The following is a 26,393-nucleotide window of genomic DNA, read 5'->3' as shown; positions in this document are numbered from 1 at the left end:
CACAGTGATTCGTATTTCTTTACTTTTCCTGTTGTTTTGTTGCTCCATTGTTACCAAGGCTGGCATACCCGCACTAGATACACTGGTGGCAGATTTTGATCATCTGCCTGCTGCTGTTGACCTGCGGCCGTATCTCCTGTCCCTGGTAGATAAAGGAGGATCTTTAACACCACAACAGATTTCATCAGCATCATTTAACCACAACTATCACCTGTTCCATGTAGAAAAAAAACATATTGGAAAAGGAAATAATTGTTGGCTGAAACTCCATGTAAGAAACACAGGTACCCAGGATTCCACACTCACTCTCTTTGCCGGCTGGCATGATGATATGAGCTGGTACATCCAGGACAGCGCCAACCACAAAATGCACCTGCTCATGCATACCGGTCTGATGCGGGACCGCGCAGGTGTACAAAGATGGGAACACTACGGTTTTAACGTCACCGTCCCTCCCGGCAGCACGCATACCTACTTCCTGCATATCAACAACAAATACTATAACGAAAACGGGCTGATGCCCACCTTATTCAATGACCTGCAATACGGACAATTTCGCAACGGTCAGTTTGAATACTACCGCAAAGAAACCATCCTGATACATGTATTACTCGGTATGCTACTGGTATGCCTGGCAATCGCCGTCATCAATTACATACAACTACCCGATAAATCCTACATGTACTTTGCAGCCTACATGCTTGGACTAATCGTGTTTTTTACCCTCCGCCTGGAAAGTCAGCCCTACCAGCTATCCGTATTCTACCGATGGCCCATGCTGAAATATTACTGGGATATCCCGGCACTGTTATTCTGCTTCTACCTGATGTATCTCGCCTTTGGCAATACTTTCCTGAACCTCCAGGAGAGATACCCTTTCATGGAGAAACTATTTACTTCAGTAGCCGCTATCATCGGAGGTATCATCATTATCTGCTTTTACTGCATTGCACTGGAACAATACCAGGTGCCGGTGATGATTTATAGTTATGTCTATATCTCTACCCTGCTCCCTTTCCTGATCGTATTCATCGCACTGGCCAGACGCTCGCGTCATCACCCGCTGGTACGCTTTTTCCTCTTCGGATCACTCTGTTTCTACATGGCCAGCTTCGGTTCATTCCTCATGCTGATCAGACCATTGGGACTTATCAATGCACTCGGAGAGATTTCCGCACCATCCCTCCTTATTGTAGCAGGCGTATTGCTGCAATCTATGTTCTTCCTCGCCGGACTCAGTTACCGCAATAAACTGGTACACCATGAAAGAACACGTACACAGGAATTACTGATAAAACAGCTGAATAAGAATAAAGAACTGCAACGTAAACTGAATGAACAGCTGGAAGAACTCGTAAAAGAACAGACCACAGAGATCCTGCGTAAAAAACAGGAACTGGAAGAACAACGGAAAATACACCTGGAAACAGAGTACGATAAGAAACTGACAGAAATAGAACTCAAAGCAATCCGTGCACAGATCAATCCGCACTTCATCTTCAATTGCCTGAATTCTATTCAGCTGTTCGTTATGCAGCGGGACTTTGAATATGCACAGAAATATCTATCTGACTTCTCCTACCTGATCCGTAAAACACTGGATTTCTCACGTCGCAATTTTATTTCATTGTCCGATGAAATTGCATACCTGAATACTTATCTTGGGTTAGAGAAAATGCGGTTTGAGCATAAGATGGAATATGAGATTTATGTCGATCCTGCTATTGCCACATCAGAATCAGAGGTACCCGCCATGCTATTACAACCTTATGTAGAAAACGCAGTGAAATACGGCATGACCAATACCAGCTACCCTATCGGCAAATTGCTGATACAGTTTAATCAAATCGCCCCGGATATGCTGGAATGCCTGGTAGAAGACAATGGCATCGGTATTATCCGCTCCAAAACTTTGCGTACCCTACCGAAACATCATCAGTCTTCCGGTATGGAAATCAGCTTCAACCGTGCCGAACTCCTGAATAAGATGTACAATACAGGTATACATATCGATATCATTGACAAATCGGAAAATAATAACACAGAAAGTGGTACTATTGTAAGGATACTGATCCCCCAACTTTAGGCCATACAAGCTTATTGGAATACTATGATAAAGGCCGTTATAATAGATGATGAACGCAACAGCCGTGATATCATATCACTGATGCTGGAAAAATACTGCCCGGAAGTACAGGTAGCCGCTACAGCGTCTGACTGTGCAGACGGCATCGCTACGATTCAGCAACATCAGCCACAGCTAGTATTCCTTGATCTTGAAATGCCCGATGGTACCGGATTTGACGTATTATTAGGCACACAGGACGCCCCTCCTTTTGAAGCCGTTTTTGTAACCGCTTTTGAAAAGAAATTCCTGCATACCATCCGATTCAGCGAAGTAGAAATTATCCTCAAACCGATTGACCGGGAAAGCCTGATGAATGCAGTCAGTAAGATCGCCGACCGCATACATGCTAATGCCAGCACTTCCCGTTATAAAGTATTGCTTGAAAACTTTAATAATGGCCGTAATATCAATATGGATATGGTCATCCCGGTGACGCAACATGAAGACATGATCATCGGACTCAATAAAATCACCTACCTGGAAGCATCCGCAGAAAAGACAACCATACATCTGTCGGACCAACAGCAAATACAGGCAGATCGTTCATTCCGCTATTATACAGACCTGTTCAGCACTTTACGCTTTTATCAGATCAACAATCATCAGATGGTGCAGTTATCTCAGATCAATAATATTGAAGGGGATGGCAGCAGGGCCTTGCTGAAGAATGGGGTAAAACTGGAAGTCGCAGACAGAAGGAGAAAAGATCTGGTCAGTCACTGGAAACAATACAGATAACAATAAAAAAAGGTCCCGTCTGAGACAGGACCTTTAATTTTTTATCCATTCATGGAGATCAGGAACTCTTCGTTGTTCTTGGTTCCCCTCATGTGTTGCAGCATAAAGTGCATGGATTCCTCTGTATTCATATCTGCAAGGTGATTACGCAGAATGTGTATACGTTTCAGGATATCTTTTTCCAGCAGCAGGTCATCACGGCGGGTAGAAGATGCAGATACGTCGATCGCAGGGAAGATACGTCTGTTGGCCAGTTTACGGTCAAGTTGTAATTCCATGTTACCGGTACCTTTGAATTCTTCAAAGATTACCTCGTCCATTTTAGAACCTGTATCGATCAATGCAGTAGCAAGGATGGTCAGTGAACCGCCATTCTCAATCTTACGGGCAGCACCAAAGAATTGTTTTGGTTTCTGCATAGCGTTTGCTTCCACACCACCACTCAATACTTTACCAGAAGCAGGAGCAACTGTGTTGTGCGCACGTGCCAGACGGGTAATGGAATCCAGGAGGATTACTACGTCATGACCACATTCTACCAGGCGTTTTGCTTTTTGTAAAGCGATAGCAGATACTTTTACGTGTTTCTCAGCTGGTTCGTCAAAAGTAGACGCAATGACTTCCGCTTTCACGCTACGTTCCATATCAGTTACCTCTTCCGGACGTTCATCGATCAGTACGACCATCAGGTATACTTCAGGATGGTTTGTCGCGATTGCATTAGCTACTTCTTTCAGCAACATGGTTTTACCAACCTTTGGCTGTGCTACGATCAATCCACGCTGACCTTTACCGATTGGGGTAAAGAGGTCCATGATACGGGTAGAGTAGTTATTGGAAGTAGTAGTAAGACGTAATTTTTCGAATGGGAATAATGGTGTCAGATAATCGAAAGGTACGCGGTCACGTACTTCTTCAGGAGACTTACCATTAATTGTTTCTACTTTCAGCAGTGCGAAATATTTCTCACCTTCCTTCGGAGGACGCACGGAACCTTTCACGGTATCGCCGGTTTTCAGTCCGAACAATTTGATCTGTGAAGGAGAAACATAAATATCATCTGGTGAACTGAGGTAGTTATAATCAGAAGAGCGGAGGAAACCATAACCATCAGGCATCATTTCCAATACACCTTCACTGATAATTATACCGTCGAATTCTATATTAAAAGCAGGTTCTTTCTTGTTTGAAGGAATGCGCTGTTTCTGCGCCAGTACCGGCTCCTCCGGCATTACAAAATCATCCTCGTCTTCGTCGTCTTCTTCCTCTTCCTCTTCTGCTTCCTGAGCATTGGGCAGAGTGGTAATTACATCTTCCTCTTCTTCCTCTTCTTCAATATCTTCAGTGAATTGCGGGATGATTACATCATCATCGTCATCGAAAGTAAGAGAGGGGATATCTAAGTCTATATCGAAGTTCTTTTTCTTTGGTTTGGTGTCCTGCGCCTTAGGTTCTTCAAATTCTGTTTCTTTTGATTTAAGGCCGTTGGCAGCTGGTTTTCTGCCACGTTTTGGTTTTTCGTCTGCAGCTGTGGTCTCTGCTACAGGTGCTTCTTCAGCTTCTTCTTCCTTTTTAGTCTTACGTTTACGTGTTTTCTTTTCTTCACCATTTGCCGGGTTACCTTCAGAGGCCATTACTGCCTGCTTATCGAGTATTTTGTAGATAAGATCCTGTTTGCTCAGTTTTTTGGCGTTTGGCACATCGAGTTTCTCTGCAATGTCAAGCAGCTCAGGAACGAGCATGTCGTTCAATTGTAAGATGTCGTACATCATCGTGTGTTGTCAAATTTAAAAGTGTTGTGAGGTGGGTACCACTACATACCAACATACACCAATTACAAATAATTGTTTTTTGAGTCCAATAAATTTAATCTGGTTATTAAATCTGATAGGGAATGTTGAGTTTAGGACTGCCGACGAAGATGGAAATATGGAAATTTAGAACTTTATCAGGCAGGTTTGTAACGCAAGATTAAAACAAGTTTCGCTATTATCCAAAAAAAAAGCACTCTTCCAACCTCTTACAACAGCAGCCAGACAAGCGTCCGTGCGGTCTTTCCCCCTTGAAAACCCCGTCCCATAGCCCCTCTGTGGTTTTGGCCCCTGAATATCCATCAACATTCCTGCCAAACAGCCGGTCAGGGCTTCAGAATTAATTTAACATTTTATTTGGTTCCTGCCCCGGAAGCTCCCTTATACCCTATGCAGTATGGTCCATATCTCTTAAATTTGCAATCCTAAAATATATATTCATATGAGCCAAAGAGTAAAAGTCAAGCAGATACTGCTAGACGAAAAAACAGACTACAATGTAGTGGTAAAGGGTTGGATACGGTCTTTCCGTAACAATCAGTTTATAGCACTGAACGATGGCTCAACCAATAATAACATCCAGGTAGTAATAGACCAGGAATCCGTTACCCCAGAACTGCTGAAACGCCTTACCACAGGGGCTGCTATCAGCGTGTCCGGTCAGGTGATCCCTTCTATGGGTAAAGGCCAGCGTGTAGAAATAAAAGCAATTGAACTGGAAATACTGGGCGATTGCGATCCGGAAAAATACCCGCTTCAGCTGAAAAACCGCCCCAGCCTGGAATATCTGCGTGAAATTGCACACCTGCGTTTCCGTACCAATACCTTCGGAGCCATCTTCCGTCTGCGCCACGCCCTGGCATTTGCCGTACACAAATTCTTTAACGAAAAAGGCTTTGTATACCTGCATACGCCGATCATCACTGCTTCTGACGCAGAAGGCGCTGGTGAAATGTTCCATGTAACATCCTTCGATCTTAAAAATCCGCCGCTGACAGAAAGTGGTGAGATCAACTATAAAGAAGATTTCTTCGGCCGCGCTACCAACCTGACTGTATCCGGTCAGCTGGAAGGCGAGCTTGGCGCAATGGCGTTTGGTGATATCTACACTTTTGGTCCTACCTTCCGTGCAGAAAATTCCAACACAGCCCGCCACCTGGCTGAATTCTGGATGATCGAGCCTGAAATGGCCTTCTATGATCTGGAAGAAAACATGAACCTGGCAGAAGCTTTCATCAAGTATGTACTGAGCTACGCACTGGAAAATAACAGGGAAGACCTGGAATTCCTGGCGCAACGCCTCCTGGAGGAAGAAAAACAAAAGCCTCAGCAGGAACGCAGCGAGATGGGCCTTATCGAAAAACTGGAATTCGTGCTGAACAACGAGTTTGTACGTATCACTTACACTGAAGCGATCGACATCCTCAAAAACAGCAAGCCAAACAAAACCAAAAAGTTCAATTACCTGATCGAAGAATGGGGTGCTGACCTCCAGAGTGAGCACGAACGCTACCTGGTAGAAAAACACTTCAAGAAACCAGTGATCCTTACCGATTACCCGAAAGCTATCAAAGCGTTTTACATGAAACAGAACGAAGATGGCAAAACAGTAAGAGCAATGGATATCCTGTTCCCTGGTATCGGCGAAATCGTAGGTGGTTCACAACGTGAAGAAAACTACGATAAACTGGTAACCCGCATGGAAGAAATGCACCTGCCGGTAGAAGAAATGAGCTGGTACCTGGATACACGCCGCTTCGGATCCGCACCACACGCAGGTTTCGGTCTTGGTTTCGAAAGACTGGTGCTGTTTGCATCCGGTATGGGTAACATCAGAGACGTGATTCCTTTCCCAAGAACGCCGAAGAGCGCGGAATTCTAATTCAATTAGGAACTAGGAATTAAGAATTAGCAATTGGAGTATTCAGACCTAGTTACTAATTACAAACAGCCTTTTTTTTAAGTCTTATAGCAGGGCGCTTCATTTAAATGAAGCGCCCTTTTTAATTAATTATCTTCATTCCTTTTTAATTAAAAGCTTATTCACCCCTATTCCGCCTCGTCCCACATAATTCCTAATTCTTAATTCCTAATTTAATTTTATGGAATCCCTTCCCTCCCGCATCTATATCCCTGAAGGCGCGCTTCCAAATTTCCTTACCACCAAATCCTTATGCAATGGCTGAAATAAACACCGGCGGCTCAGAACGTGGCCGTAAAAAAGGCACCCGATCAAAGAAAAACAGTACACGTGTTGATATGACACCCATGGTAGACCTGGGCTTTTTGCTCATTACCTTTTTCATGCTCACCACAACGATGCTGAAGCACAGAACAACTGATCTGATCATGCCTGCTGAAGACAAAGAACATCCGTCCGTACTGGCTGACAGTAAGTCGCTCACCATCTTACTGGGCGCCAATAACAAAGTCAGTTACTATGAAGGTATTGGTAATGACCCTGCACATCCGCCTGTAGTAAAACAGTCTTCTTATGCCAACAACCATGGTATACGCGACGTCATCATCGATAAGCGCGACCGCGTTATGGACATGCATAAAAAAGATGACCTGATGGTGCTGATCAAAGCAGATAAAGATGCCAGCTATAAGAATGTAGTGGATATCATGGATGAAATGCTCATTAACCACGTAGCCAGGTATGCAGTTGTTGACATCACGGCGGAAGACGAAGCTTTCTTAAAATGAGTTATCTTAGTAAGGTAAAACTCATTTACTATGGCAATAACTCATTCCATTCCGGTTGTGGACCTCGCCGCCTTCACCTCAGGCGACGCCGCCAGTAAAGCAGCTTTTGTGGAGCAGCTTGGTAAAGCTTACGAAGAAGTAGGCTTTGTGGCGGTAAAAAATCACGGTATTTCTGACGATCTTATTGCGAAACTGTACAAGTACGTACAACTGTTTTTTACCCTGCCGTCCGATATCAAGCGGTCTTATGAGATCCCTGAACTGGCCGGCCAACGTGGCTACACCTCCTTTGGGAAAGAACACGCCAAGGGCTATGATGCGCCTGACCTGAAAGAATTCTTCCAGTTCGGCCAGACAGTAGAAGATGATGACCCGATCGGTGCAGAATACCCACCTAACGTGGCAGTAAAAGAAATCCCGGCATTTACGCCTACTTTCTTTGATGCCTACCGTGGTTTTGAAACGTCAGGAAAAGCCCTGCTGCAGGCGATTGCCATCTACCTCGGACTGGACGAGTATTACTTTGATCAGTTTATTCATAACGGTAATTCCATCCTGAGGGCTATTCACTACCCTCCTATTACGGAAGAACCATCTTCTGCCATCCGTGCAGAACAACATGAGGACATCAACCTCATTACCCTGCTGGTAGGCGCTTCCGCAGATGGATTACAGATCCTGGACAAACAGAACAACTGGGTACCCGTAACGTCATTGCCGGAACAGATCGTTGTAAACGTTGGCGATATGCTCCAACGCCTTACCAACAATCGCCTGAAATCAACTACACATCGCGTGGTAAACCCACCGCGTGAGATGTGGCATACCAGCCGTTATTCCATTCCGTTCTTCCTGCATCCTAAATCTGAGATGCCGCTGAATGCACTGGAAAGCTGCGTAACCGCGGAACATCCGCTCGCTTATGAGCCAATCACCGCCGGCGAATACCTGGATGAACGCCTGAGAGAAATCGGTCTTAAAAAATAGCTATAAACAGAAAACGCTCCACCACGGAGCGTTTTTCTTTTCTCTCTTATATGCTGATTTATACTACATTTTTAATTCACACTGGTCCCGTTGCCCTCCTTCTTCACCAGCGTCTTATATTCTTCCAGCACAGCCGTATTGCCGCTGAATAGCTGTACAAAGTAATCCTTCATCTCATTCGTCATACGGTACTCATTCTGGGGAAAATTCAGGAAATAACTATGCTGACTGCCTACCTGCTCCCGAAAATTGACATAATTGGCATTTTTCGCCAGCTTCCCTTTAAGCTTCTCCCCCAACTGCGCCTCCAGCGTCAGTAAATGAGCCCCTTTTAGTTGCCAGTCTGATTTATTATAATGGATATAGATCTTATTCGCAAAATGTATGTTCTCTACCCATTCCGCGTGTTTTTTAGAGGGTACACAAGCCGCATTGATCACTACATTATCAATAAAAGGTTCATTATTCAATTGCTGATAATCCTGCACTTTCATCATCTCCATCAATATAATATTACCCATACTATGACAGAACGTAGAGACCTTCACCTGCTGCATCCAGTCCTCTTTTTCCCTCCGGGCCTGCTGTATAACACGGAGCAGCCGGTAATAATGCGGCGCCGATAAACGGGCATTTTCCCGTGCAAACCTGAAATTACGCGCCGGCCGGTAAGTGGTGTTGATACTGGCATAATCAAACATAATCACATTCACCTGGTATTGCGACCGCATCAGCAATGCCCTTTCCACATTTGTCGTAAAGATCTTCCCCATCCCCTCCGCATAAACGACAATATCCCGCTTTTCCGGCAATAAATGCATCGCATCCGCCAGCGTAGGCGTCTGAAATACATTCCATTGTCCACCATGCTTCTGCAGAAAGAAATATTTCAACGCTGACGTATCCACATATTCATCTACAAAGCGTAAACTATCCTTGTACAGGTGCCTGTTACTCACAAAAACCAGACAGGTATCTGTCGCCGCCGTCTTAACACTATCTGACTGAAAACTAAAATTTGCCCAATAATCATCACTGTTGTAGAATGATAACTGAGCATGAACGTTCAGTGAGAGTGTTACGCATAGGATAACCAGAAATCTCTTCATAAAACTGCTTCTAGAATTAAAACATTCATTATCAACAAATTGACAGGCTACGAGATAGAGGTGGGAAGTATTCAATATCCTGCAAAGTATTGAGAATCTACAACAAGTATTATGCCTGTACGTTACAGGCTTAACCGAAGAAAATCAACAGTTTGTCGCTTTATTGTTTGTTATTGTCAGGAAATTATTGAAATTCGGGCAGCCTAATAAATACTAAAGCGTGTTTCTTCGTCATATTCCTTTCCTGCGCGCTGTTTTTATGCATAGCATCACAGCATACGGGGGCCCGCAGGGTCACCTGGCTATGATGTTGAAAACATTTGTGCACCAGAGACGGGATGTGACAGAACAGGAACTGATGGAATACAATGCTTTCTGTCAGCTCCTGCCCGGCGCCTCTTCCTCCCAGACGCTTACACTGATCGGATATAAACGCGGCGGCATTTCGCTGGCCGTAGCTACCCTGTTAATATGGATAGCCCCTGCCTGTATACTTATGGGCTCCCTGAGCTTCCTGTTGCAGTATTTCGACCAGAAAGCGCTGAATACTGATATCTTTAAGTACGTACAACCAATGGCCGTCGGTTTCCTTATTTATGGAAGTATGCGGGCATTCCGTATCAGTATACGCAACCTGGCAACGACGATGATCATGATATCGTCCCTCCTGATTGCCTATTTCTTTAAATCTCCCTGGACCTTTCCCTCACTGATCATATTGGGGGGAATTGTATCCAATTTCAGTGATAAACGTATCCCGGATATTCAGGATAAGCCCAAAAAGATCCGCTGGACCAACATCTGGCTATTTGCCCTGCTGTTCATCCTGGCAGGATTTTTCTCAGAGCTGGCCCGTACACACGACTGGATCACACGTCGCCCTTTTAACTTATTTGAGAACTTCTACCGCTTCGGTAGTCTGGTGTTTGGTGGTGGAGATATCCTGATTGCAATGATGCTGGAACAGTACGTATCCCGTGCCAAGACGCAGTTCATGAGTGCTGAAGAGCTGCTGACAGGAGCCGGTATCATGCGGGCTTTACCTGGCCCCACCTTCTCTATCACCGCATATGTAGGCGGTATGGTCATGCGTAACCTCGGCCCCGGCTACCAGTTATTAGGTTGCGTATTGGCGCCTGTGGCCATCTTCCTCCCCAGCTTGTTATTGGTCCTGTTCTTCTTCCCGATATGGCATAACCTGAAGAAATACGTGGTTATTTACCGGGCATTGGAAGGCATTAATGCCGTAGTAGTAGGGATCATGTGGGCAGCCACGATCATACTCTTCATGGCCATCCCACAGAACGGGTATACGATTGCAGTAACCGCCGTCACACTGACCGTACTATGCATTTCCCGTATACCATCTCCTTTTATAGTGCTCGCCTGCCTGATATTAGGCTGGCTCTTATAGTCTATTCCGGACGTGTCGTTTTCTGATTTTTCTTAAATACCATTGCAGACAGTGCTGATGCTACTATTCCCAATACAGCATTCGTAAAAAAGATATTACCTGCCAGGTAGATCCAGAAATTCGGGTTTTCAGTCTGCGATTCTGCAATAAAATGCATAACAATGGTAAACAATGCGATAATTACAATTGCCCATAACGTCGTTCTGAATCCCATTGCAAATAATGCCATAGCAGACGTCCGCTCATGATGCTGACTGTTATAATGAATAACGGAAAACAATACACCGAGAAACATCAGCAGATTACCCAGGTAACCCGTCCATAAATAGCCCGCCATATTGGTGAAATAGAAGATAACCGTAAACACCACAGAGATGACCGCTATGATGATCCCATACACCGGAGCCAGGTTAACATGATGATGTTGATGATTGACTGTTTGCATAACGGTTCATTTTTAGGTTCTAAAAATCAAACTGCTATACGGTGTAAAACAATTATTATTCCACATGCGCTGCTGCTATCGACTCCACTTTTTCTATCGCCTTGCGCAGGTCATTTTTCGTCTTATCGATATCTTTCCACAAATCCCCCACGGCTCTTATTCTATCCCGCATATTCTCCATCGTAAAATTACTGATAGCAAGATCGTCATTCAATTCCTTCCAGTCCAGCGGAGCAGACACGGTAGCTCCCGGTTTCGGCCTTACGGAATAAGGTGAAGCAACAGTCTGCCCGCGACTATTCTGCATATAGTCGATATAAACCTTCTTATTACGTTTAGACTTCGTACGGATCACATTGGTAATCTTCGGTAATTCCTGTTGCACCTGCTTGGCCACATATTCCGCAAATAACCGGCAGGTTTCATAATTATATTTTCCGCCGGTAGGCACATAAATATGCAATCCCGAAGCCCCGGACGTCTTACAAAAAGACTTTACACCTACCTTATCCAATAGTTCCTTTATCGCCAATGCGGTTTCCACCACGTACTTAAAAGCAATATTCTCCGGATCCAGGTCCAGTACGATGTAATCCGGATGATCCAGATTTTTCACACGCGATAACCAGGGATTCATTTCAATACAGCCAAGGTTGGCCATATAGACCAGTGTAGCAGCATTGTTACAAACCAGGTAATCCACATCCCGGGATGCAGAAGCCGCATGTAAGGTGACTGTTTTCACCCAGTCAGGAGCGGATTCCGTATCTACATCTTTCTGATAAAAACCTGCGTCTTTGATCCCATTCGGGAAACGATGCAGGCTGAGTGGTCTGTCTTTCAGATAAGGCAGCACATAATCCGCCATATCCATATAATAATCGATCAGGTCACCTTTTGTCACCTTTTCATCGGGCCAGTATAATTTCTGCTGATTGGTCAGCGGTACCTTTTTACTGTTGAGTGTCACTACCCGCTCTTTCTCAGGGGTAGCTTTCACCGGAGCAGCGGTTGCTGCCGCTTTTTTAGTAGCCATCTTTGTAGGTTTTGCAGTTTCCTGATGCACCTCCTCCGCCGGTTTGTCTTTCCTCAATCCAAGGAATACCGGCTGCCGTAGCTGCTTGTCACTTGTCCACGAAGAGAACTTCACCTGGCATACCAGCTGCGGTTTTACCCAGGTAACCGGTGTATTTGTCCTGATCTTTTTATCAAAAGGCGATGTTTTTTGCCGCAGTGGTTGCATCTTCTCATATAGTTCGTTGATCAATGCCCCGTTTAATCCACCGCCACAGTTCCCCACATATCGCAATTGCTGCTTATCATCATATACACCCAGTACCAGGGAACCGATCTTCTTTCTGCTCCCCTTAGGATCAGTATATCCACAGATAATCGCTTCCTGTTCATCGATGATCTTTATCTTCAGCCAGGCCATCGCACGTTTCCCTTCTGCATACAGACTATCTGCTTCCTTTGCAATGATTCCTTCCCAGCCTTTCTCCTTCGCCTGTTTATACAATGCGTCACTATTGTCCATAACATGATCCGAATAAATGACGTCCTTACGCTTCAACTGCTTCACCACCGTTTTCAACAATTCTTTTCGCTGGATCAACGGCATAGCTTTCAGGTCTTCTCCATCCAACTCAAGCAGATCAAACACCACATACACCAGATTGCCAGAAGGATCATTCTTATAATTCTGTAACGACTGGAAATCGGAAGTACCGTCTTTTTTCAGGATAACGATTTCTCCGTCCAGCACAGCGTCATGCTGCAGACTTTCCAAAGCTTTTACAACAGGGGCGTAATCCTTATTGAAGGAGAGATGATTCCTGGAGTATAGTTCCACTTTGCCTTTCCTTACATCTGCTATAGCCCGGTAACCATCCCATTTCGTTTCAAACAACCAGCCTTCCCGGCTGAAAGGAGCGTCTACCAGGGTGGCCATCATCGGTGTAAAAAGCTCCTGCTGCCGTTTATTTTTTTTTACTGTTTTTTCTGTTTGAGGCGCTGTTTTCACTTTTGTGAGACCTGCTTTTTTTTTACCTGCGCCTTTCATTTTTTCTTTTTCCTTCACGCCCCGGTCCTTTACGCGCTGCGGCGTGAAATCTTCACTATTATAAGCGTCCTTTACGGCATAGTCATCTTTGTGTTTCAGTAACAGCCAGGCATTATCCTCCGAATTCTTCATCTTCACCAATGCAAACTCCCCTTTCACTTTCCGCCCTTTCAGGCGTATTTTCAGATCCCCTTCTCTGATCTCTTTATTTGCCTCTTTATCAAAGCTGCTACCATCCTCCCGCAGTAATTCGTAATTGCCTTTATCCCAGACATAGACATAACCAGCGCCGTAATTCCCTTCCGGGATCACACCTTCAAAATCTTTATAGTCATATGGGTGATCTTCCACCTGCATGGCCAGTCTCTTATCCGCAGGATTCATAGAAGGTCCCTTTGGCACCGCCCAGCTTTTCAGCACTCCATCTACCTCCAAACGGAAGTCATAATGCAGACGTGATGCATGATGCCTTTGTATGACAAAAATGTGTTGCTTTCCACCACTCTTTTTCTTCGCACCTTTAGGTTCCGCAGTCTGTTTGAAATCCCGTTTTTCATCATATGTTTTTAAGCTACTCATGACGCACGTTTTTTAGTTGTTTTTCCTGACGAGGAGGTATTCAGACTTGCCTTTAACTGACTGAACAGATCGCTGCTCTTGGTATGCACCACTTTCAGTTTCTTAACGGTGCGGCGCTTGCCACTGGCTTTTGCTTTAATGATCTTTAATAATTCTTCATGATAAGTATCCTTGAACTGGCTGATATCAAATTCAGTCGTGTAACTGTCCACCAACTGTATCGCCATATCCAGCTCCTTCTTGCTGACTTTTGTATTGGAAGGAAAAGACAGCTCTTCCGGAGAGCGTATTTCCTGTGAAAACCTTAGCTGTTGCAACATCAGATAATCTTCTCTTGGCCGGATAATGGCCAGGTGTTCACTCGTTCTGAGTACAAAACGCCCCAGACCGGCCTTACCCGTTTTCTGCAATGTTTTCAACAACAAATCATATGCTTTAACGCCGGCTTTATCCGGTTCAATGAAATAGGGTGTTTCAAAATAGATATCATCTATTTCCACCAGTTCTACAAATGATTCGATGGTGATGATCTTACTCTTTTCAGGACTGGCTTCCTGAAAATCTTCATCTTCCAGGATGACGTATTCATCATTATACAGGTATCCTTTCACAATCTGTTCCCACGGCACTTCTTTGCCTGTATCTTCATTCACCCTTTTAAATTTTATATGGGCGTGATCTTTCCTGTCCAGCATGTCCAGGTCCAGTCTGCTGTCCTGCACTGCACTGTACAATTTGATGGGTATATTGACCAACCCGAAACCGATTGTTCCTGACCATACAGCTCTCATAAAAAGATAATTTAGTAGTGATAATGAGTGAAAACCAAACTATATGCCATGGCACGTGTTTTGGATTTTATCCTGTAACAAAAACCTTTGTTTATGGAAAAGCCAGGCGAAATGACCACCCTTAGCCGGGTGATGCAAAAACTACATGAAAAAGGCCTAGACCACGAACTAAAAATGAGTGATCATGGCAGAATGCAGAATATAGAGAAACAAAAGATCTACAATCCTGAGGAATTGAAGATCATCAAAACCTACCGGTTTGAAGGTGAGTCAGACCCCGCCGACATGTCCGTATTATACCTGATAGAGGACAAGGAAGGCGAAATCGGCTACGTGCTGGATGCCTATGGCGTTTACAGCACGCATGAGGAAGCCGGATTTGATGAATTTATCCAGAAAATACCGGTAGAAGACAGAGAAGATCAGTTGATCTTCGCATAAGATATTGTCCAGTAGAAATTAAGCATTAAAAATTAAGGATTAAGAATATTAGCATCGGGCTAATTCTTAATCCTTAATTTTTAATGCTTAATTTTTTCCCTGTTTCTTCTGTTCCTTCATAAACTTCAGCAATACCTGCTCGTCGTTATGCAAACCTCCTTCGGATGCCTCCGTTCTTCCTGCCCGCAACTCTTCCAGGTAAGGCTCCAGTTCACATAGTTCATACGCTTCAAGTATCTTAGGATGTATGTAATATTTCCTACAAACGGCCCTTGTATTACCGAGTTTGCCGGCTACACTGTCTATTATCTGCACCAGGTTCTGTTTACATTCATGTGCAGAGGCAAACGGCGTAAGATCTGCCAGCAGGTTTAGTGCATTCACAGTACCTGACCAGGTACGGAAATCTTTACAGGTAAAATCATCGCCGGTCCATTGTTTCAGGTATTCGTTGATATCTCCGGAGTCTAGACTCTTATGGTCCTCCCCTTCGTAATACTGAAATAATTCCTGTCCGGGAATATCTCTTACCTTATGCAATAATTTGGCTAATTGGGCGTGTTTAAGCGTTATTTTATGCATGACGCCCTTCTTACCCTTAAACTTAAAAAAGGCCGTATTTCCGTCTATTTTTACGTGTTCTGTATGCAATGTAGTCAGACCGTAAGACCCGTATAACTTCTCATAAGATGCATTCCCTACTCTGATCAGCGTTTCCTGCATAACGCTCAATGCAATCGCCGTAACTTTCTCTTTATCAAGACTTTTTTTACGCAATGCAGCTGTGATATGTTCGCGTAATTGCGGTAGTTTCTCCCCAAAATGTAGGAGGCGGTCGTACTTCGTTTCATTACGTACTTTTGCCCAGGTGGAATGGTAGCGATATTGCCTTCTGCCCATGGCGTCGATACCTGTTGCCTGCAGGTGTCCGTTTGCATATGGAGAGATCCATACCTCTTCCCAGGCGGGAGGTAATACCAGGCCGCGGATCCTTTTCAGCACCTCTTCATCTTTGATAATATCTCCATGCTGATCACGGTACCGAAAGCCACTCTTAACCCTTTCCCGGCTATATCCCGTGGTACCAGACTTCACATAACGTAGTTTAACAGCTTTGGCAGTAGCCATTGCTTCAGCAAGCAGGTCCATAATTTAGTATTTTACACTAGCCATTCACGATTTCTCCCCCGTTGGGATGCAGCACCTGTCCTGTCATATAACTGGCGTCATCACTGGCCAGGAATACATAACTGGCAGCTACTTCCACAGGTTCTCCCGCGCGTTTCAAAGGCACGTCCGAACCGAAGGTTTTTACATGTTCCGCATCAAAGGTGGCAGGTATCAATGGTGTCCAGATAGGTCCGGGCGCTACCGCATTTACCCTGATCTTTCTTTCTGCCAGCGTAGATGAAAGAGAGCGGGTAAAGCTGACAATAGCTCCTTTCGTGCTGGAATAATCGATGAGATGCCCACTGCCTCTGTATGCAGTAACAGAAGTCGTGTTGATGATAGCAGCGCCCTCCTTCAAGTGTGGCAGGGCTGCCTTTGAAATATAGAATTGTGAAAAGATATTGGTGGCGAAAGTCTTCTGTAACTGCTCCGCAGTAATATCTTCCAGATTTTTCTGTGGATATTGTACCGCTGCATTATTCACGACAATGTCCAGTCTGCCGAAAGTATCTACTGCTTTCGCCACAACAGCTGCACAGTGTTTTTCATCAGATAAATCCCCCGGCACCAGTAATGCTTTACGTCCATATTCTTCTACATGCCTCTGTGTCAATGCGGCATCGTCGTGTTCATCCAGGTAGGCAATAACAACATTTGCCCCTTCTCTGGCAAAAGCTACCGCTACTGCCCTTCCGATACCGCTATCACCACCGGTAATAAGGGCTACTCTGTCCATTAGTTTACCTACAGGACCTTCCTTTTTCTCAAATACCGGTTTGGGTTCCATTTCCGATTCTATGCCTGGCTGGCGCGGTTGTTCCTGCTCCGGTCTTATTTGCTTTTTATCTTCTGACTTCTGCATTTTTTTCCAGATTTAAGAAAGGCCCCTGGCATATCAAAATGCAGAGGCCTTAGGGTTCTCATTTATACATTAAACTTATTCAGCAGCTGCTTCTTCATTTACAGAAGATTCAGCAAGCTGGGTAAGCAGTACATCTGTTTCTTTCTCCTCATTCAGCGTCTGTTCCAGTAACTGTACAGCTTCCTCATGTCCCATTTTTCCTGCAAGTGTACGCAGACTACCATAAGATGCGATTTCATAATGCTCGATCTTCTGGCAACAGATAATAAGACCTGCGTCGCGTACAGCGCTATCTTCCTCTGTATCCTCGATCACTTCCTGTCCTTCCGCAATCAGCCCTTCCATAGCAGGACATTTTTTAGCTTTCGCTGTCTGACCGATTGACTCAAATACCTGCTCGAGTCTTTCTACCTGACCGCGTGTCTGCTCCTGGTGAGTTGCGATGGCTTCTGCCAGCTCCTCAGAAGTAGCCGCTTTCTGCATTTTACCCAATGCCTTTACAAGATTCTTTTCAGCCCAGTAAATGTCTTTTAACTGATCAACAAAGAGTTCATGAAATTTGGAGTTTGGCATATCCTCGTTCTGGCCTTTATTGCTTTTTGAGCGGGAACTGGAAGATGATTTAGGAGCCGTACGTGAGCCGGTAACGGATTTGTTGCCTGCAGCGCTTCTTCCTGTAGATCTGGATTGAGTGGATGTCTTTGATTTGGTTTGAGTTCTTGTTGCCATGTTATTTGGAGTTTAATAATGATTAGTAATATTATTCTTCGGGAATGACCTTTGTATCCTCTTCATCGTACGTGTGGCCTATTTCCATGAGATCTTTGTCGGGGAAAAGATCCGGCGACCTTTCCTGTACATCCTCTCTGTCCTGTTCTGCCATTACTTCTATCCTTTCTTCTTCAGCCTTTGGATCGGGAGGCGTACGTTTTATATCATGATCCGGTATCTCATTGGGCACCGGAGGCGGTGGACCTGGCGGAGATGGAGGAGGCGTTATTTCCGGATTGTTTGGCCTTGGAGGCTCCTCTTGCGGAATGGGTTGCTTTTCCGGTACCCCACCCGGATTCGGATTTCCCGCCGCCGTATGATAGTATTGCATAAGATTAGTTTTTTGGGTGAACGATTCCTTGAACAGTGAGCAATTGTATCGCGATGTTTTTCAACGTATTTTGCTTTATTGAAAAAACAAAGTTCATTCCAGTAACCTGCAAATGCCACGATATACGGATTACACGTATACTACAACACACTTCAATCCTTTTACAGCAAAGCGTTACAGACACAATGAAGTCACATGAATGCATATATGAAGCACTTTAGCAGCCACGACCGGAGTGCCTGTAGAATATGCATTTCACAATGTGGAAATTGATGGATACTATTTCAAAAATTATAAGTGGAATTGATATACATAGCACAATATTTGTATGCATATGACAGCTATAACCGGATATACGTGCAGAGATTACCTGTGAAAGAGGAGCCCTACTGGCTTCTGATTATCATGTAATTAACGTAAATTAGAAAGCTTACCACACAATCAGCGGGAAAAATGCATATACCTGTACAAAAGAAGATCAGACTGGGATTCTTTATCGCATTTACTGTGATCATCGTCGCATCCATATGTTCCTTTCTGGTAACGAAAACATTACTGGATAATGCCAGATGGATGAATCAGACGATAGAAATCTCAAAAAGCCTGGAAGTGATCACCAAACAGCTGAAGGACGCGGAATCGGCCCTGCGGGGCTACCGGCTGACGCAGGATACCACTTTCCTGCGCCCCACTATGCAGGAACGAAGTATCAAGATAGAAGAAGAATATATGTTGCTGCGTCGTATTACGGCTGACAGCCGCCGGCAGCAATTGCACCTGGATACCCTGAAAAAACTGCTGGAAAAGAAATACCAGCAGCTGATTGCTGGTGAAGCCAAACTGTCTGTGCGTCAAACTGACACGAGTGCCGTACAGGAAGGGGAAAAATGGATGGACAAAATAGACCTGAAAGTCCAGGATATGCTGCACATCGAAAATGCGAAACTGCACCAGAAATCCCGGTTACAGGACTTTTTCTCCGCCATCTGGATACCGGTGATTTTTATTTCCTCCCTGATGGCTATCCTGATAGGTATCTATTCCTACGTTACTCTGACACGGGAATTCCGCTTGCAATTGCATATCGAATCCCGCCTGAAATCCTATCAGCATGATCTGCAACAGAATATCAAACTACTCAATAAATCCAACGAAGAACTGGAGCAATTTGCCTACGTAGCCTCTCACGACTTACAGGAACCCTTACGTAAAATATCTACCTTTAGCGACCGCTTACAGACAAAGTACGGAGGCGAATTGCCTCAGGAAGCATCGGATCTGATCGTACGTATGGTAGGCGCCGTAGGGCGAATGCGTGTACTGATCAACGACCTGCTGCTTTTTTCCCGCGCCGGACGTATTACACCCGAGCATATTGAAAAGGTGGATATGACGCAGGTCCTGCAGGAGGTTACCGGCGATCTGGAAGTGAGTTTACAGGAGAAAAAAGCGACGGTCCATATAGCACAGCTGCCAGTCATTGAGGGTATGCCGACCGCATTTCACCAGTTATTTCAGAATATCATTACCAATGCGATCAAGTTTGCGGATCCCGGCAGACAGCTGGTGATCAATATCAGGGCTGAACAGGAAAATAATCAATGCCGTATATATATAGAAGATAATGGTATAGGTTTTGACCCGGCTTATGCCGAGCGCATCTTTTTGTTATTTCAAAGGTTACACGGCATGAGCGAATATTCCGGTACCGGCATCGGACTGGCCATTTGTAAAAAAATAATAGACAGCCATCATGGACACATCACCGCACTGGGATCACCTGGCAAAGGCGCGACCTTTATTATCGAATTACCACTAACACAAACCCTCTACAATGAATAAAATTAAAACTGCCGGAAAAATTAGCATCCTTATTGCTGATGATGATGCTGATGACAGAGAGCTGATCCAGGCAGCTTTTGATGAAAACAGTACACAGCACCACATAAGTTTTGTGGAAAACGGCGAGGACCTCCTGCATTATCTAAAGCGGGATGGTCACTATGCGGATGAAACGCTACACCCTTTTCCACAGATTATCCTGCTGGACCTGAATATGCCTAAAAAGGACGGAAGGGAGGCATTACGCGAACTGAAGGCAAACAACGTTTTTAAGAGTATCCCTGTTATCATTTTGACTACTTCCATGGAAGAAAAAGATATTATTAACAGTTATGAGCTGGGTGTAAACAGCTTTATTATAAAACCGGTCACCTATTCGGGCCTCGTGGAATTTACCCGCGTGTTAGGACAATATTGGTTCGAAATAGCAGAACTGCCAAATGTTTAGAGAATGACAGATCAACCCGTACATATATTGATGATAGACGATGATGAAGATGATTTTTATCTCGTCAGCCAGTTATTACAGGACATTTCTCCGGGCCAGTACCAGCTTGACTGGGCGCCCACTTACTCCAAAGCAGTAGAAGAAATAGACAGGAAGGTACATGATATCTACCTCGCTGACTACCGTCTTGGCCCTTATACAGGGATCGATATCCTTCACCATTTTCAGCAACTGGAATACAAAGCGCCGGTGATCATGCTGACGGGTAAAGGTGATTATACGATTGATAAGGAGGCCATGCAGGCAGGTGCATCCGACTACCTTGTGAAAGGGGAAATCAGCGCCGATCTGCTGGAAAGATCTATACGTTATGCACTGGATGAAGCGCGTCACCTGCGGATCATCGAAGAGAATGAAAAGAAATACTTCGGTGTATTCGAAAAGGCGCATGACCTGATCATCCTGGCCGACTGCGATAAGAACGTCATTGATGCGAACCCTTCTGCTATCAGGACGCTGCAATACAGTAAAGAGGAAATGCTGGATTTAAATCTCAAGCAGTTATTCTTCCTGGAAGAACAGAGTAAACATTTCTTTGATCATATCTGCGGAGAAGATTCCAGTCTGCGTACAGAGTATAACTTTGTCACTAAACACGGAAAGAAACTGGACGTGATGGTGAGTGCGGTGATGCTGGACGACGCAGAACAGATATTCCTGTGCGTTGTACAGGATATCACAGAAAGAAAAAGAGAGGAACTGGAAAAACAACAGCAGCAGAAATTTGTGGTAACCGGTCGTATTGCACGTGTGATCGCACACGAAGTAAGAAACCCGCTTACCAACATATTGCTGGCAGTCAGCCAGTTTAAGGGAGAGCCTGTCAGTATGGAAGATAGCCAGGTATATGTTGATATCATCGAACGTAACTGTACCCGTATCAATCAGCTGATTACCGAACTGCTGCATTCTACCAGGATGATCGAACTGAATGTGCATCAGCATGGAGTGAATGAACTGACCGATAAGGCACTCGCACTGGCGCAGGACCGTTTGCAACTGAATGAGATCAGTGTCAGGAAAGACTATGTGAAGCAGGATGTGCTGATTCCGGCAGATGAAGATAAGGTTGTAATTGCACTGCTGAATATTATCATCAATGCGGTAGAGGCGATGACGCCAGGTAAAGGCTTGCTTACTTTACAGACGACCAAACAAAGAGATAAAGCCATTATTACTATCGGTGATAATGGGCCTGGTATTCCGGAGGAAACAAAAAGCCGTTTGTTTGATCCGTTCTTTACTAATAAACCTAAAGGAACCGGTCTGGGCTTAACCAGTACACAGAATATCATTATGAATCACAAGGGAACGGTACACGTAGAAAGTGAAGAGGGAGAAGGAAGTGTATTTACGATCGTACTGCCAACCAACTGATCTTCTTTTGATTATACTTATCCTACGTTAATACTCCGAAATAAACGCAGCATTAACGTAGGATAAGTATAGTCAGACTAATATCCAACCTATACTTCTTTCAGTTTCTCTTCTGTATTCTCTATCGCTTCTTCTACAGAATGCGACTCTTTCATATCCATTCTTTTCTTCGTTTCTTCTGCCAGTCTGCAATAATAATTATGCAGTGTATCCAGTTCCTGCTCTGACAGATCTTCCACTACGATCAACCGGTTACTCGCCATTTTATTGGCGGCAATCAATTCATTTAATTTTAGTTGTACGGACTTGGAGTCTTTATTCTGGGACTTCTGGATGACGAATACCATCAGGAATGTGATAATGGTCGTACCGGTATTGATAACCAGTTGCCAGGTGTCAGAATAGTGGAAAACAGGGCCTGTTATTGCCCACACCAGGATTGCACCCATGGCGATAAAGAATGCCCAGGGAGAACCGGTGGCCTGAGCGACTTTGCTGGAAAATCGCTCAAAGAAGTTTGAGTTTTTTTTATCGTCGTTGTTTGTCTGTTGCAGGTTATTTTGCGAATCCATAATGCACGGTTTTATGTTCTTAAAAATGCAAATAGTATACCGTGCAGCATAAAAAAGGCCTGCTGGAAAGCAGGCCACTGATTGAATATTAAACAAACATTATATTGATATCGCTTAGTAATTAATATTGAGCAACCTTAATTTGTTGTATAAGGTCTTACGATCGATGTTAAGCAGTTGCGCTGCTTTCGTCTTGTTATACTTCACTTCTTTGAGTACGTTAATGATCTTGTTGTACTCCGCCTGCAAAGCAACTGTTTTCAGATCGTTTTCATTTGTGATGGAGATCAGTTCACCGGACATATTTACCTGGTGATCTTCCTCATATGGTTGTTGTGAGAATGACTCCTTCATTTCCAGCGGCAATGTGGACAAAGTAATGTCCTCATGCTCCGGCGTAAGCAGACATGCACGGCGTATCACGTTTTTCAGTTCACGGATATTACCCGGCCAGTTGTACCGGCTGAAACATTCCCATACTTCATTGGCGATCTTACCACAATTCTTCTGTAGTTCTCTTTCTACCTGACGCATAAATGCATCAACGAACAACGGAAGGTCTTCTACCCTTTCACGCAGTGGTGGAATATAAGTAGTGAACTCGTTGAAGCGGTGGAAGAGATCCTCACGGAAGCGGCCTTTTGCTACTGACTCAGAGAGTTTCTCGTTGGACGCTACGATGATACGTACGTCGATCGGAATTTCTTTCAGATTACCTACTCTGCGGATGACCTTTTCCTGGATCACACGCAGCAGGGCTACCTGAATATCGTAAGAAAGGTTAGCTACCTCATCCAGGAACAGCGTACCGCCGTGTGCCTGTTCGAAGGCGCCGATCTTTGTATTGATAGCACCGGTAAATGCGCCTTTCTCGTGACCAAACAGCTCACTGGCTGCCAGTTCTTTAGAGAGGCTACCACAATCCAGCGCTACAAACGGCTGATTATGCCGTTTACTGTGATGGTGAATGAGATGTGCTACAGATTCCTTACCCGTACCTGTTTCACCGAAGATGATTACACTGTAATCAGTTGGTGCTACGAGTTTAATCTGGCGGAACAGTTCTTTTGCACCGACACTCTCACCATATACGTACTTATGACTTTTATCCAGCATTTCACCGTCTGCACCGCCATCATCTGCTGGCTGTGAAGCGCCGTTGGCAGCGGGAGCAGCACTTACGGTACGCATTGGCATAGACGACTCACGTTCACGTTCGGCGTCCATATGTGCAAATGCCTTATGTACCAGGTTTAATATTTCATCCGGATAAAGTGGCTTTGACAGGTAGTCATACGCGCCATTCTTCACCATATCCACTGCGACTCTGACGTCGGTATACCCGGTGATGATGATAACGATCGTACGTGGGTTGATTTGCAGGATATCCTGCAGCAGCTGTGCGCCATCGGTATCTTTTAACCGGTAGTCACATAACACCAGATCGAAAGTTTTTTCTTTCATCATCTTCAATGCAGTCGCACCACTCATGGTAGTGTCCACCTTGAAGCCATGTTTACCTAAAAACTTGCTTAGTAACGTACAAATATTGATCTCATCGTCAATTATCAGAATATTTCTCATAATATTTATATGTGGTGTTAGACAACAGCGTTTTTAAATTTACAAATTAATCACCTACTTATTTCTGGCTTAACATATTACTCATCAGTTCATCCAGATTCGTCACATTGAATGGTTTTGCCATAAAGTAACTGGCGCCGGCATTCAGTGCTTTCTGCTTTTCCATTCCATTATCGTAAGCACTGATGGTGATGACCGGCAGTGCGGGACATTTCTTTTTGATGGCTGGAAGGGCTTCTAAACCCGAACCATCCGGGAGATGTATATCGAGGAAAAGCAAATCAGGTTGTTGTTGCTGTAAGTATTGCATACCTTCTGTGAGAGCATGTACGTACTTCACCTTATAGCCATGTTTTACCAGGCTTAATTGCAATAGTTTACAGATATCAGGTTCATCATCTATGATCAGAATAAACGATCCTTTTTTCCCCTCAGTAGTCAATATTTTGTCGGACGGGTGGTCCACATCCGTTTTTATATGCTGTACCATGCTTTCACTTATTCCATTAAAAATTGATTATCAAATACTTGTAGATGTATTCTTTTTATAAAGCCGATGTGCTCGCCTAAAATCCACCCTAATCCTTCCTAAATACCTATTTCTTTATCTTTCAAATATCAATCCATTACCAAACCCATGATTTTCACAGGAACAATAAATCCCTTTCCTGCAAAGTTGTGGAATTATTTCCACAATACCTGTAGACTCTCCACTAAATGCGATATGAATCACAACGAAAACCGCCCTTCTGACAGATGGTATAGTAATTGAACTTTTATACCTACAATTAAGATTTTCATTCATAGCTGTTGTTTAGTCATTGTCCCGGGTGCAGTATCCCGGGACAATTTTTTTTCATTAACATCTCATTCACAGATTTCTCTTCCCAAGCGTCTACATTTGAATATCCAATAAATGTTTAATCCACACCTGTGTACTCCACGGGTGTTAAATATTTTAACAGGTTGTTTTCTTGTTTTAAGTGAAGAGCCAGGTTTTTTAGCCTGGCTCCTTTTCTTAATAATTTCTTAACCCGCTTTTTTTTGCACTCCCAGCCATTCTGGCGAATATTACCGTTGACTTTAACCCAGTCTGTTGACCTGAGTCTTCCTTGCCAACATCCCTCAAAGCAAACTTTACCTATATGAACGTGACTATAGAGTATGGTATAGTCGGTATTCCGGAGCACCATATTAAAGTGACACATCAGCTTCCATCACAATACGCAGCCTATCGCTGTGACTTTGCCGATCCTGTTCTGGTGACTTCGCCTGCAGTGGATATTATTTATCATACGGCGGTAGCGAATGGGTGTAGTATGAGTAATAACCTGTTTATCGTGAAAGAACCGGTGCAACTACTCCCTAAAGTAAAGGAACCTTTAAGTACAGTCTGCTGTATGGTAAGAGGCAGCATTAATATTATGCACTACGACAGCGTCGTTACCTTGTTACAGGGTCAATACAGCTGTTTCCATGTAATAGGCGAGCAACAGGCATCTGTATTCACACCTGGCATATACGAGGTGCAACATTATTCCTTCAGCAGGGATTTATTGGCTTATTATACGTTAAACTCTGCCATGGTCTCCAAATGGTTGTCAAAAATAGATGGAGAGGTACCCGCCCTCCTCACTCCTACTGCCGGTATCATCTGGGATAAACTCCATACGCTCAATCACGAACTCAAATACAGCATTGTTAATTCAGGCCTACGACGTTCGTGGTTGTCCGCCAAACTACAGGAACTACTTATTCTCATACTTGAACACCAGGATAACAAAGCCCTCCCTCCCAGTTCCGACCTCACCTTTAATACCATCAAAACATTTATCCGTAATAACCTCGACAAAGAACTGACGATCTCCCAGCTCGCCGCCACCTATTATATAAGTGAATCCAAATTAAGACACAGTTTCACAAAATATTGTGGCATGTCCTTCTCCGAGTACCAACTAAAGATCCGCATGGAACGCGCACGTAATCTCTGTATCAACGAAACAATCAGCATCGCACATATCGCTTACATCGTAGGTTATAAAAACCCTTCCGCCCTCACTAAAGTCTATAAAAATTACTTCGAAGAAACACCCAGCGAAACACGGCGTAATGGCGGCAGCGAATGACGCTACGGATAAGTAACTTTGCCGCTCAGGATAATT

The 26,393-nt window shown here is 44.2% G+C and carries 23 protein-coding genes; 11 read left to right on the top strand and 12 right to left on the bottom strand.

Annotation, left to right across the window (positions count from 1 at the left end; translation table 11 throughout):
* The first annotated feature begins 4 nt into the window (after nt 1-4).
* Together CPIN_RS04975 and CPIN_RS04970 are read left to right on the top strand one after the other, a co-directional pair.
* On the top strand, nt 5-2,086 hold the full coding sequence (locus CPIN_RS04975) for a histidine kinase (RefSeq protein WP_083781066.1): 2,082 nt from the start codon (nt 5-7) through the stop codon (nt 2,084-2,086).
* Between the two features lie 24 nt (nt 2,087-2,110).
* On the top strand, nt 2,111-2,866 hold the full coding sequence (locus tag CPIN_RS04970) for a LytR/AlgR family response regulator transcription factor (protein ID WP_012788680.1): 756 nt from the start codon (nt 2,111-2,113) through the stop codon (nt 2,864-2,866).
* Between the two features lie 41 nt (nt 2,867-2,907).
* Here the strand turns inward: CPIN_RS04970 and rho are convergent, their stop codons facing one another.
* Nucleotides 2,908-4,635 (bottom strand): transcription termination factor Rho, encoded by a 1,728-nt coding sequence (rho, locus tag CPIN_RS04965; RefSeq protein WP_044217905.1) that lies wholly within the window; start codon nt 4,633-4,635, stop codon nt 2,908-2,910.
* 484 nt (nt 4,636-5,119) lie between these two features.
* On the opposite strand from rho, the gene asnS reads away from it, so the two are divergent.
* The 3 genes from asnS (at nt 5,120) to CPIN_RS04945 (ending at nt 8,373) form a co-directional block, all read left to right on the top strand.
* On the top strand, nt 5,120-6,559 hold the full coding sequence (gene asnS, locus CPIN_RS04955) for an asparagine--tRNA ligase (protein ID WP_012788678.1): 1,440 nt from the start codon (nt 5,120-5,122) through the stop codon (nt 6,557-6,559).
* 296 nt (nt 6,560-6,855) lie between these two features.
* Complete coding sequence (locus CPIN_RS04950; RefSeq protein ID WP_012788677.1) at nt 6,856-7,386, top strand: ExbD/TolR family protein; 531 nt, start codon at nt 6,856-6,858, stop codon at nt 7,384-7,386.
* A gap of 30 nt (nt 7,387-7,416) precedes the next feature.
* A complete protein-coding gene (locus CPIN_RS04945; RefSeq protein WP_012788676.1) occupies nt 7,417-8,373 on the top strand; it encodes an isopenicillin N synthase family dioxygenase in 957 nt (318 codons plus the stop codon).
* 71 nt (nt 8,374-8,444) lie between these two features.
* On the opposite strand, the gene CPIN_RS04940 is transcribed toward CPIN_RS04945, so the two are convergent.
* Nucleotides 8,445-9,482, bottom strand: a complete 1,038-nt coding sequence (locus CPIN_RS04940; protein WP_012788675.1) for an alpha/beta hydrolase — start codon at nt 9,480-9,482, stop codon at nt 8,445-8,447.
* 220 nt (nt 9,483-9,702) lie between these two features.
* On the opposite strand from CPIN_RS04940, the gene chrA reads away from it, so the two are divergent.
* A complete protein-coding gene (gene chrA / locus CPIN_RS04935; RefSeq protein WP_012788674.1) occupies nt 9,703-10,896 on the top strand; it encodes a chromate efflux transporter in 1,194 nt (397 codons plus the stop codon).
* A 1-nt stretch (nt 10,897) separates the two neighbouring features.
* On the opposite strand, the gene CPIN_RS04930 is transcribed toward chrA, so the two are convergent.
* Genes CPIN_RS04930 through ku form a run of 3 tightly spaced genes read right to left on the bottom strand, consistent with a single transcriptional unit; the run spans nt 10,898 to nt 14,773 of the window.
* Nucleotides 10,898-11,341 (bottom strand): hypothetical protein, encoded by a 444-nt coding sequence (locus CPIN_RS04930; RefSeq protein WP_012788673.1) that lies wholly within the window; start codon nt 11,339-11,341, stop codon nt 10,898-10,900.
* Between the two features lie 55 nt (nt 11,342-11,396).
* The gene (ligD, locus tag CPIN_RS04925; RefSeq protein ID WP_012788672.1) at nt 11,397-13,982 is read right to left on the bottom strand and encodes a DNA ligase D; all 2,586 of its coding nucleotides are present in this window, start codon (nt 13,980-13,982) and stop codon (nt 11,397-11,399) included.
* Entirely contained in the window at nt 13,979-14,773 is a 795-nt protein-coding gene (gene ku / locus CPIN_RS04920; protein ID WP_012788671.1) for a non-homologous end joining protein Ku, read from the bottom strand. The genes ligD and ku overlap by 4 nt, the downstream gene beginning before the upstream one ends.
* A 93-nt stretch (nt 14,774-14,866) precedes the next feature.
* On the opposite strand from ku, the gene CPIN_RS04915 reads away from it, so the two are divergent.
* Nucleotides 14,867-15,214 carry a hypothetical protein gene (locus CPIN_RS04915; protein ID WP_012788670.1) on the top strand — a complete coding sequence of 116 codons (348 nt, stop codon included), beginning with the start codon at nt 14,867-14,869 and terminating at the stop codon, nt 15,212-15,214.
* A gap of 87 nt (nt 15,215-15,301) precedes the next feature.
* On the opposite strand, the gene CPIN_RS04910 is transcribed toward CPIN_RS04915, so the two are convergent.
* The 4 genes from CPIN_RS04910 to CPIN_RS04895 all read right to left on the bottom strand — a co-directional run bounded on the left by CPIN_RS04910 (nt 15,302) and on the right by CPIN_RS04895 (nt 18,348).
* Nucleotides 15,302-16,363 (bottom strand): DNA topoisomerase IB, encoded by a 1,062-nt coding sequence (locus tag CPIN_RS04910; RefSeq protein WP_012788669.1) that lies wholly within the window; start codon nt 16,361-16,363, stop codon nt 15,302-15,304.
* Nucleotides 16,364-16,379: 16 nt separating this feature from the next.
* Entirely contained in the window at nt 16,380-17,246 is an 867-nt protein-coding gene (locus CPIN_RS04905; RefSeq protein ID WP_012788668.1) for an SDR family oxidoreductase, read from the bottom strand.
* A gap of 75 nt (nt 17,247-17,321) precedes the next feature.
* Nucleotides 17,322-17,975, bottom strand: coding sequence for a YciE/YciF ferroxidase family protein (locus CPIN_RS04900; RefSeq protein WP_012788667.1), 654 nt, complete (start codon nt 17,973-17,975; stop codon nt 17,322-17,324).
* A 31-nt stretch (nt 17,976-18,006) separates the two neighbouring features.
* Complete coding sequence (locus tag CPIN_RS04895) at nt 18,007-18,348, bottom strand: hypothetical protein (RefSeq protein WP_012788666.1); 342 nt, start codon at nt 18,346-18,348, stop codon at nt 18,007-18,009.
* 453 nt (nt 18,349-18,801) lie between these two features.
* On the opposite strand from CPIN_RS04895, the gene CPIN_RS36340 reads away from it, so the two are divergent.
* Genes CPIN_RS36340 through CPIN_RS04880 form a run of 3 tightly spaced genes read left to right on the top strand, consistent with a single transcriptional unit; the run spans nt 18,802 to nt 22,075 of the window.
* Nucleotides 18,802-20,190 (top strand): sensor histidine kinase, encoded by a 1,389-nt coding sequence (locus CPIN_RS36340; protein WP_012788665.1) that lies wholly within the window; start codon nt 18,802-18,804, stop codon nt 20,188-20,190.
* Complete coding sequence (locus CPIN_RS04885) at nt 20,183-20,638, top strand: response regulator (RefSeq protein ID WP_012788664.1); 456 nt, start codon at nt 20,183-20,185, stop codon at nt 20,636-20,638. Before CPIN_RS36340 ends, CPIN_RS04885 begins: the two co-directional genes overlap by 8 nt.
* Before the next feature lie 3 nt (nt 20,639-20,641).
* A complete protein-coding gene (locus CPIN_RS04880) occupies nt 20,642-22,075 on the top strand; it encodes a hybrid sensor histidine kinase/response regulator (protein WP_012788663.1) in 1,434 nt (477 codons plus the stop codon).
* 89 nt (nt 22,076-22,164) lie between these two features.
* Here CPIN_RS04880 and CPIN_RS04875 read toward each other — a convergent pair whose 3' ends face one another.
* From CPIN_RS04875 to CPIN_RS04865, 3 genes are all read right to left on the bottom strand, one after another.
* Entirely contained in the window at nt 22,165-22,647 is a 483-nt protein-coding gene (locus tag CPIN_RS04875) for a low affinity iron permease family protein (RefSeq protein WP_012788662.1), read from the bottom strand.
* Nucleotides 22,648-22,761: 114 nt separating this feature from the next.
* Nucleotides 22,762-24,231: a sigma-54-dependent transcriptional regulator gene (locus tag CPIN_RS04870; RefSeq protein WP_012788661.1), complete on the bottom strand. Its 1,470-nt coding sequence runs from the start codon at nt 24,229-24,231 to the stop codon at nt 22,762-22,764.
* Nucleotides 24,232-24,289: 58 nt separating this feature from the next.
* Nucleotides 24,290-24,721, bottom strand: a complete 432-nt coding sequence (locus tag CPIN_RS04865; RefSeq protein WP_012788660.1) for a response regulator transcription factor — start codon at nt 24,719-24,721, stop codon at nt 24,290-24,292.
* A gap of 655 nt (nt 24,722-25,376) precedes the next feature.
* On the opposite strand from CPIN_RS04865, the gene CPIN_RS36335 reads away from it, so the two are divergent.
* Nucleotides 25,377-26,357 (top strand): helix-turn-helix transcriptional regulator, encoded by a 981-nt coding sequence (locus CPIN_RS36335; protein ID WP_012788659.1) that lies wholly within the window; start codon nt 25,377-25,379, stop codon nt 26,355-26,357.
* Nucleotides 26,358-26,393: the final 36 nt, after the last annotated feature.

Origin of the sequence: Chitinophaga pinensis DSM 2588, from assembly GCF_000024005.1 — a bacterium.
GTDB lineage: Bacteria > Bacteroidota > Bacteroidia > Chitinophagales > Chitinophagaceae > Chitinophaga > Chitinophaga pinensis.
Note: the sequence above shows the minus strand (reverse complement) of the source record. Positions and strands in the feature narration are given on the sequence as shown.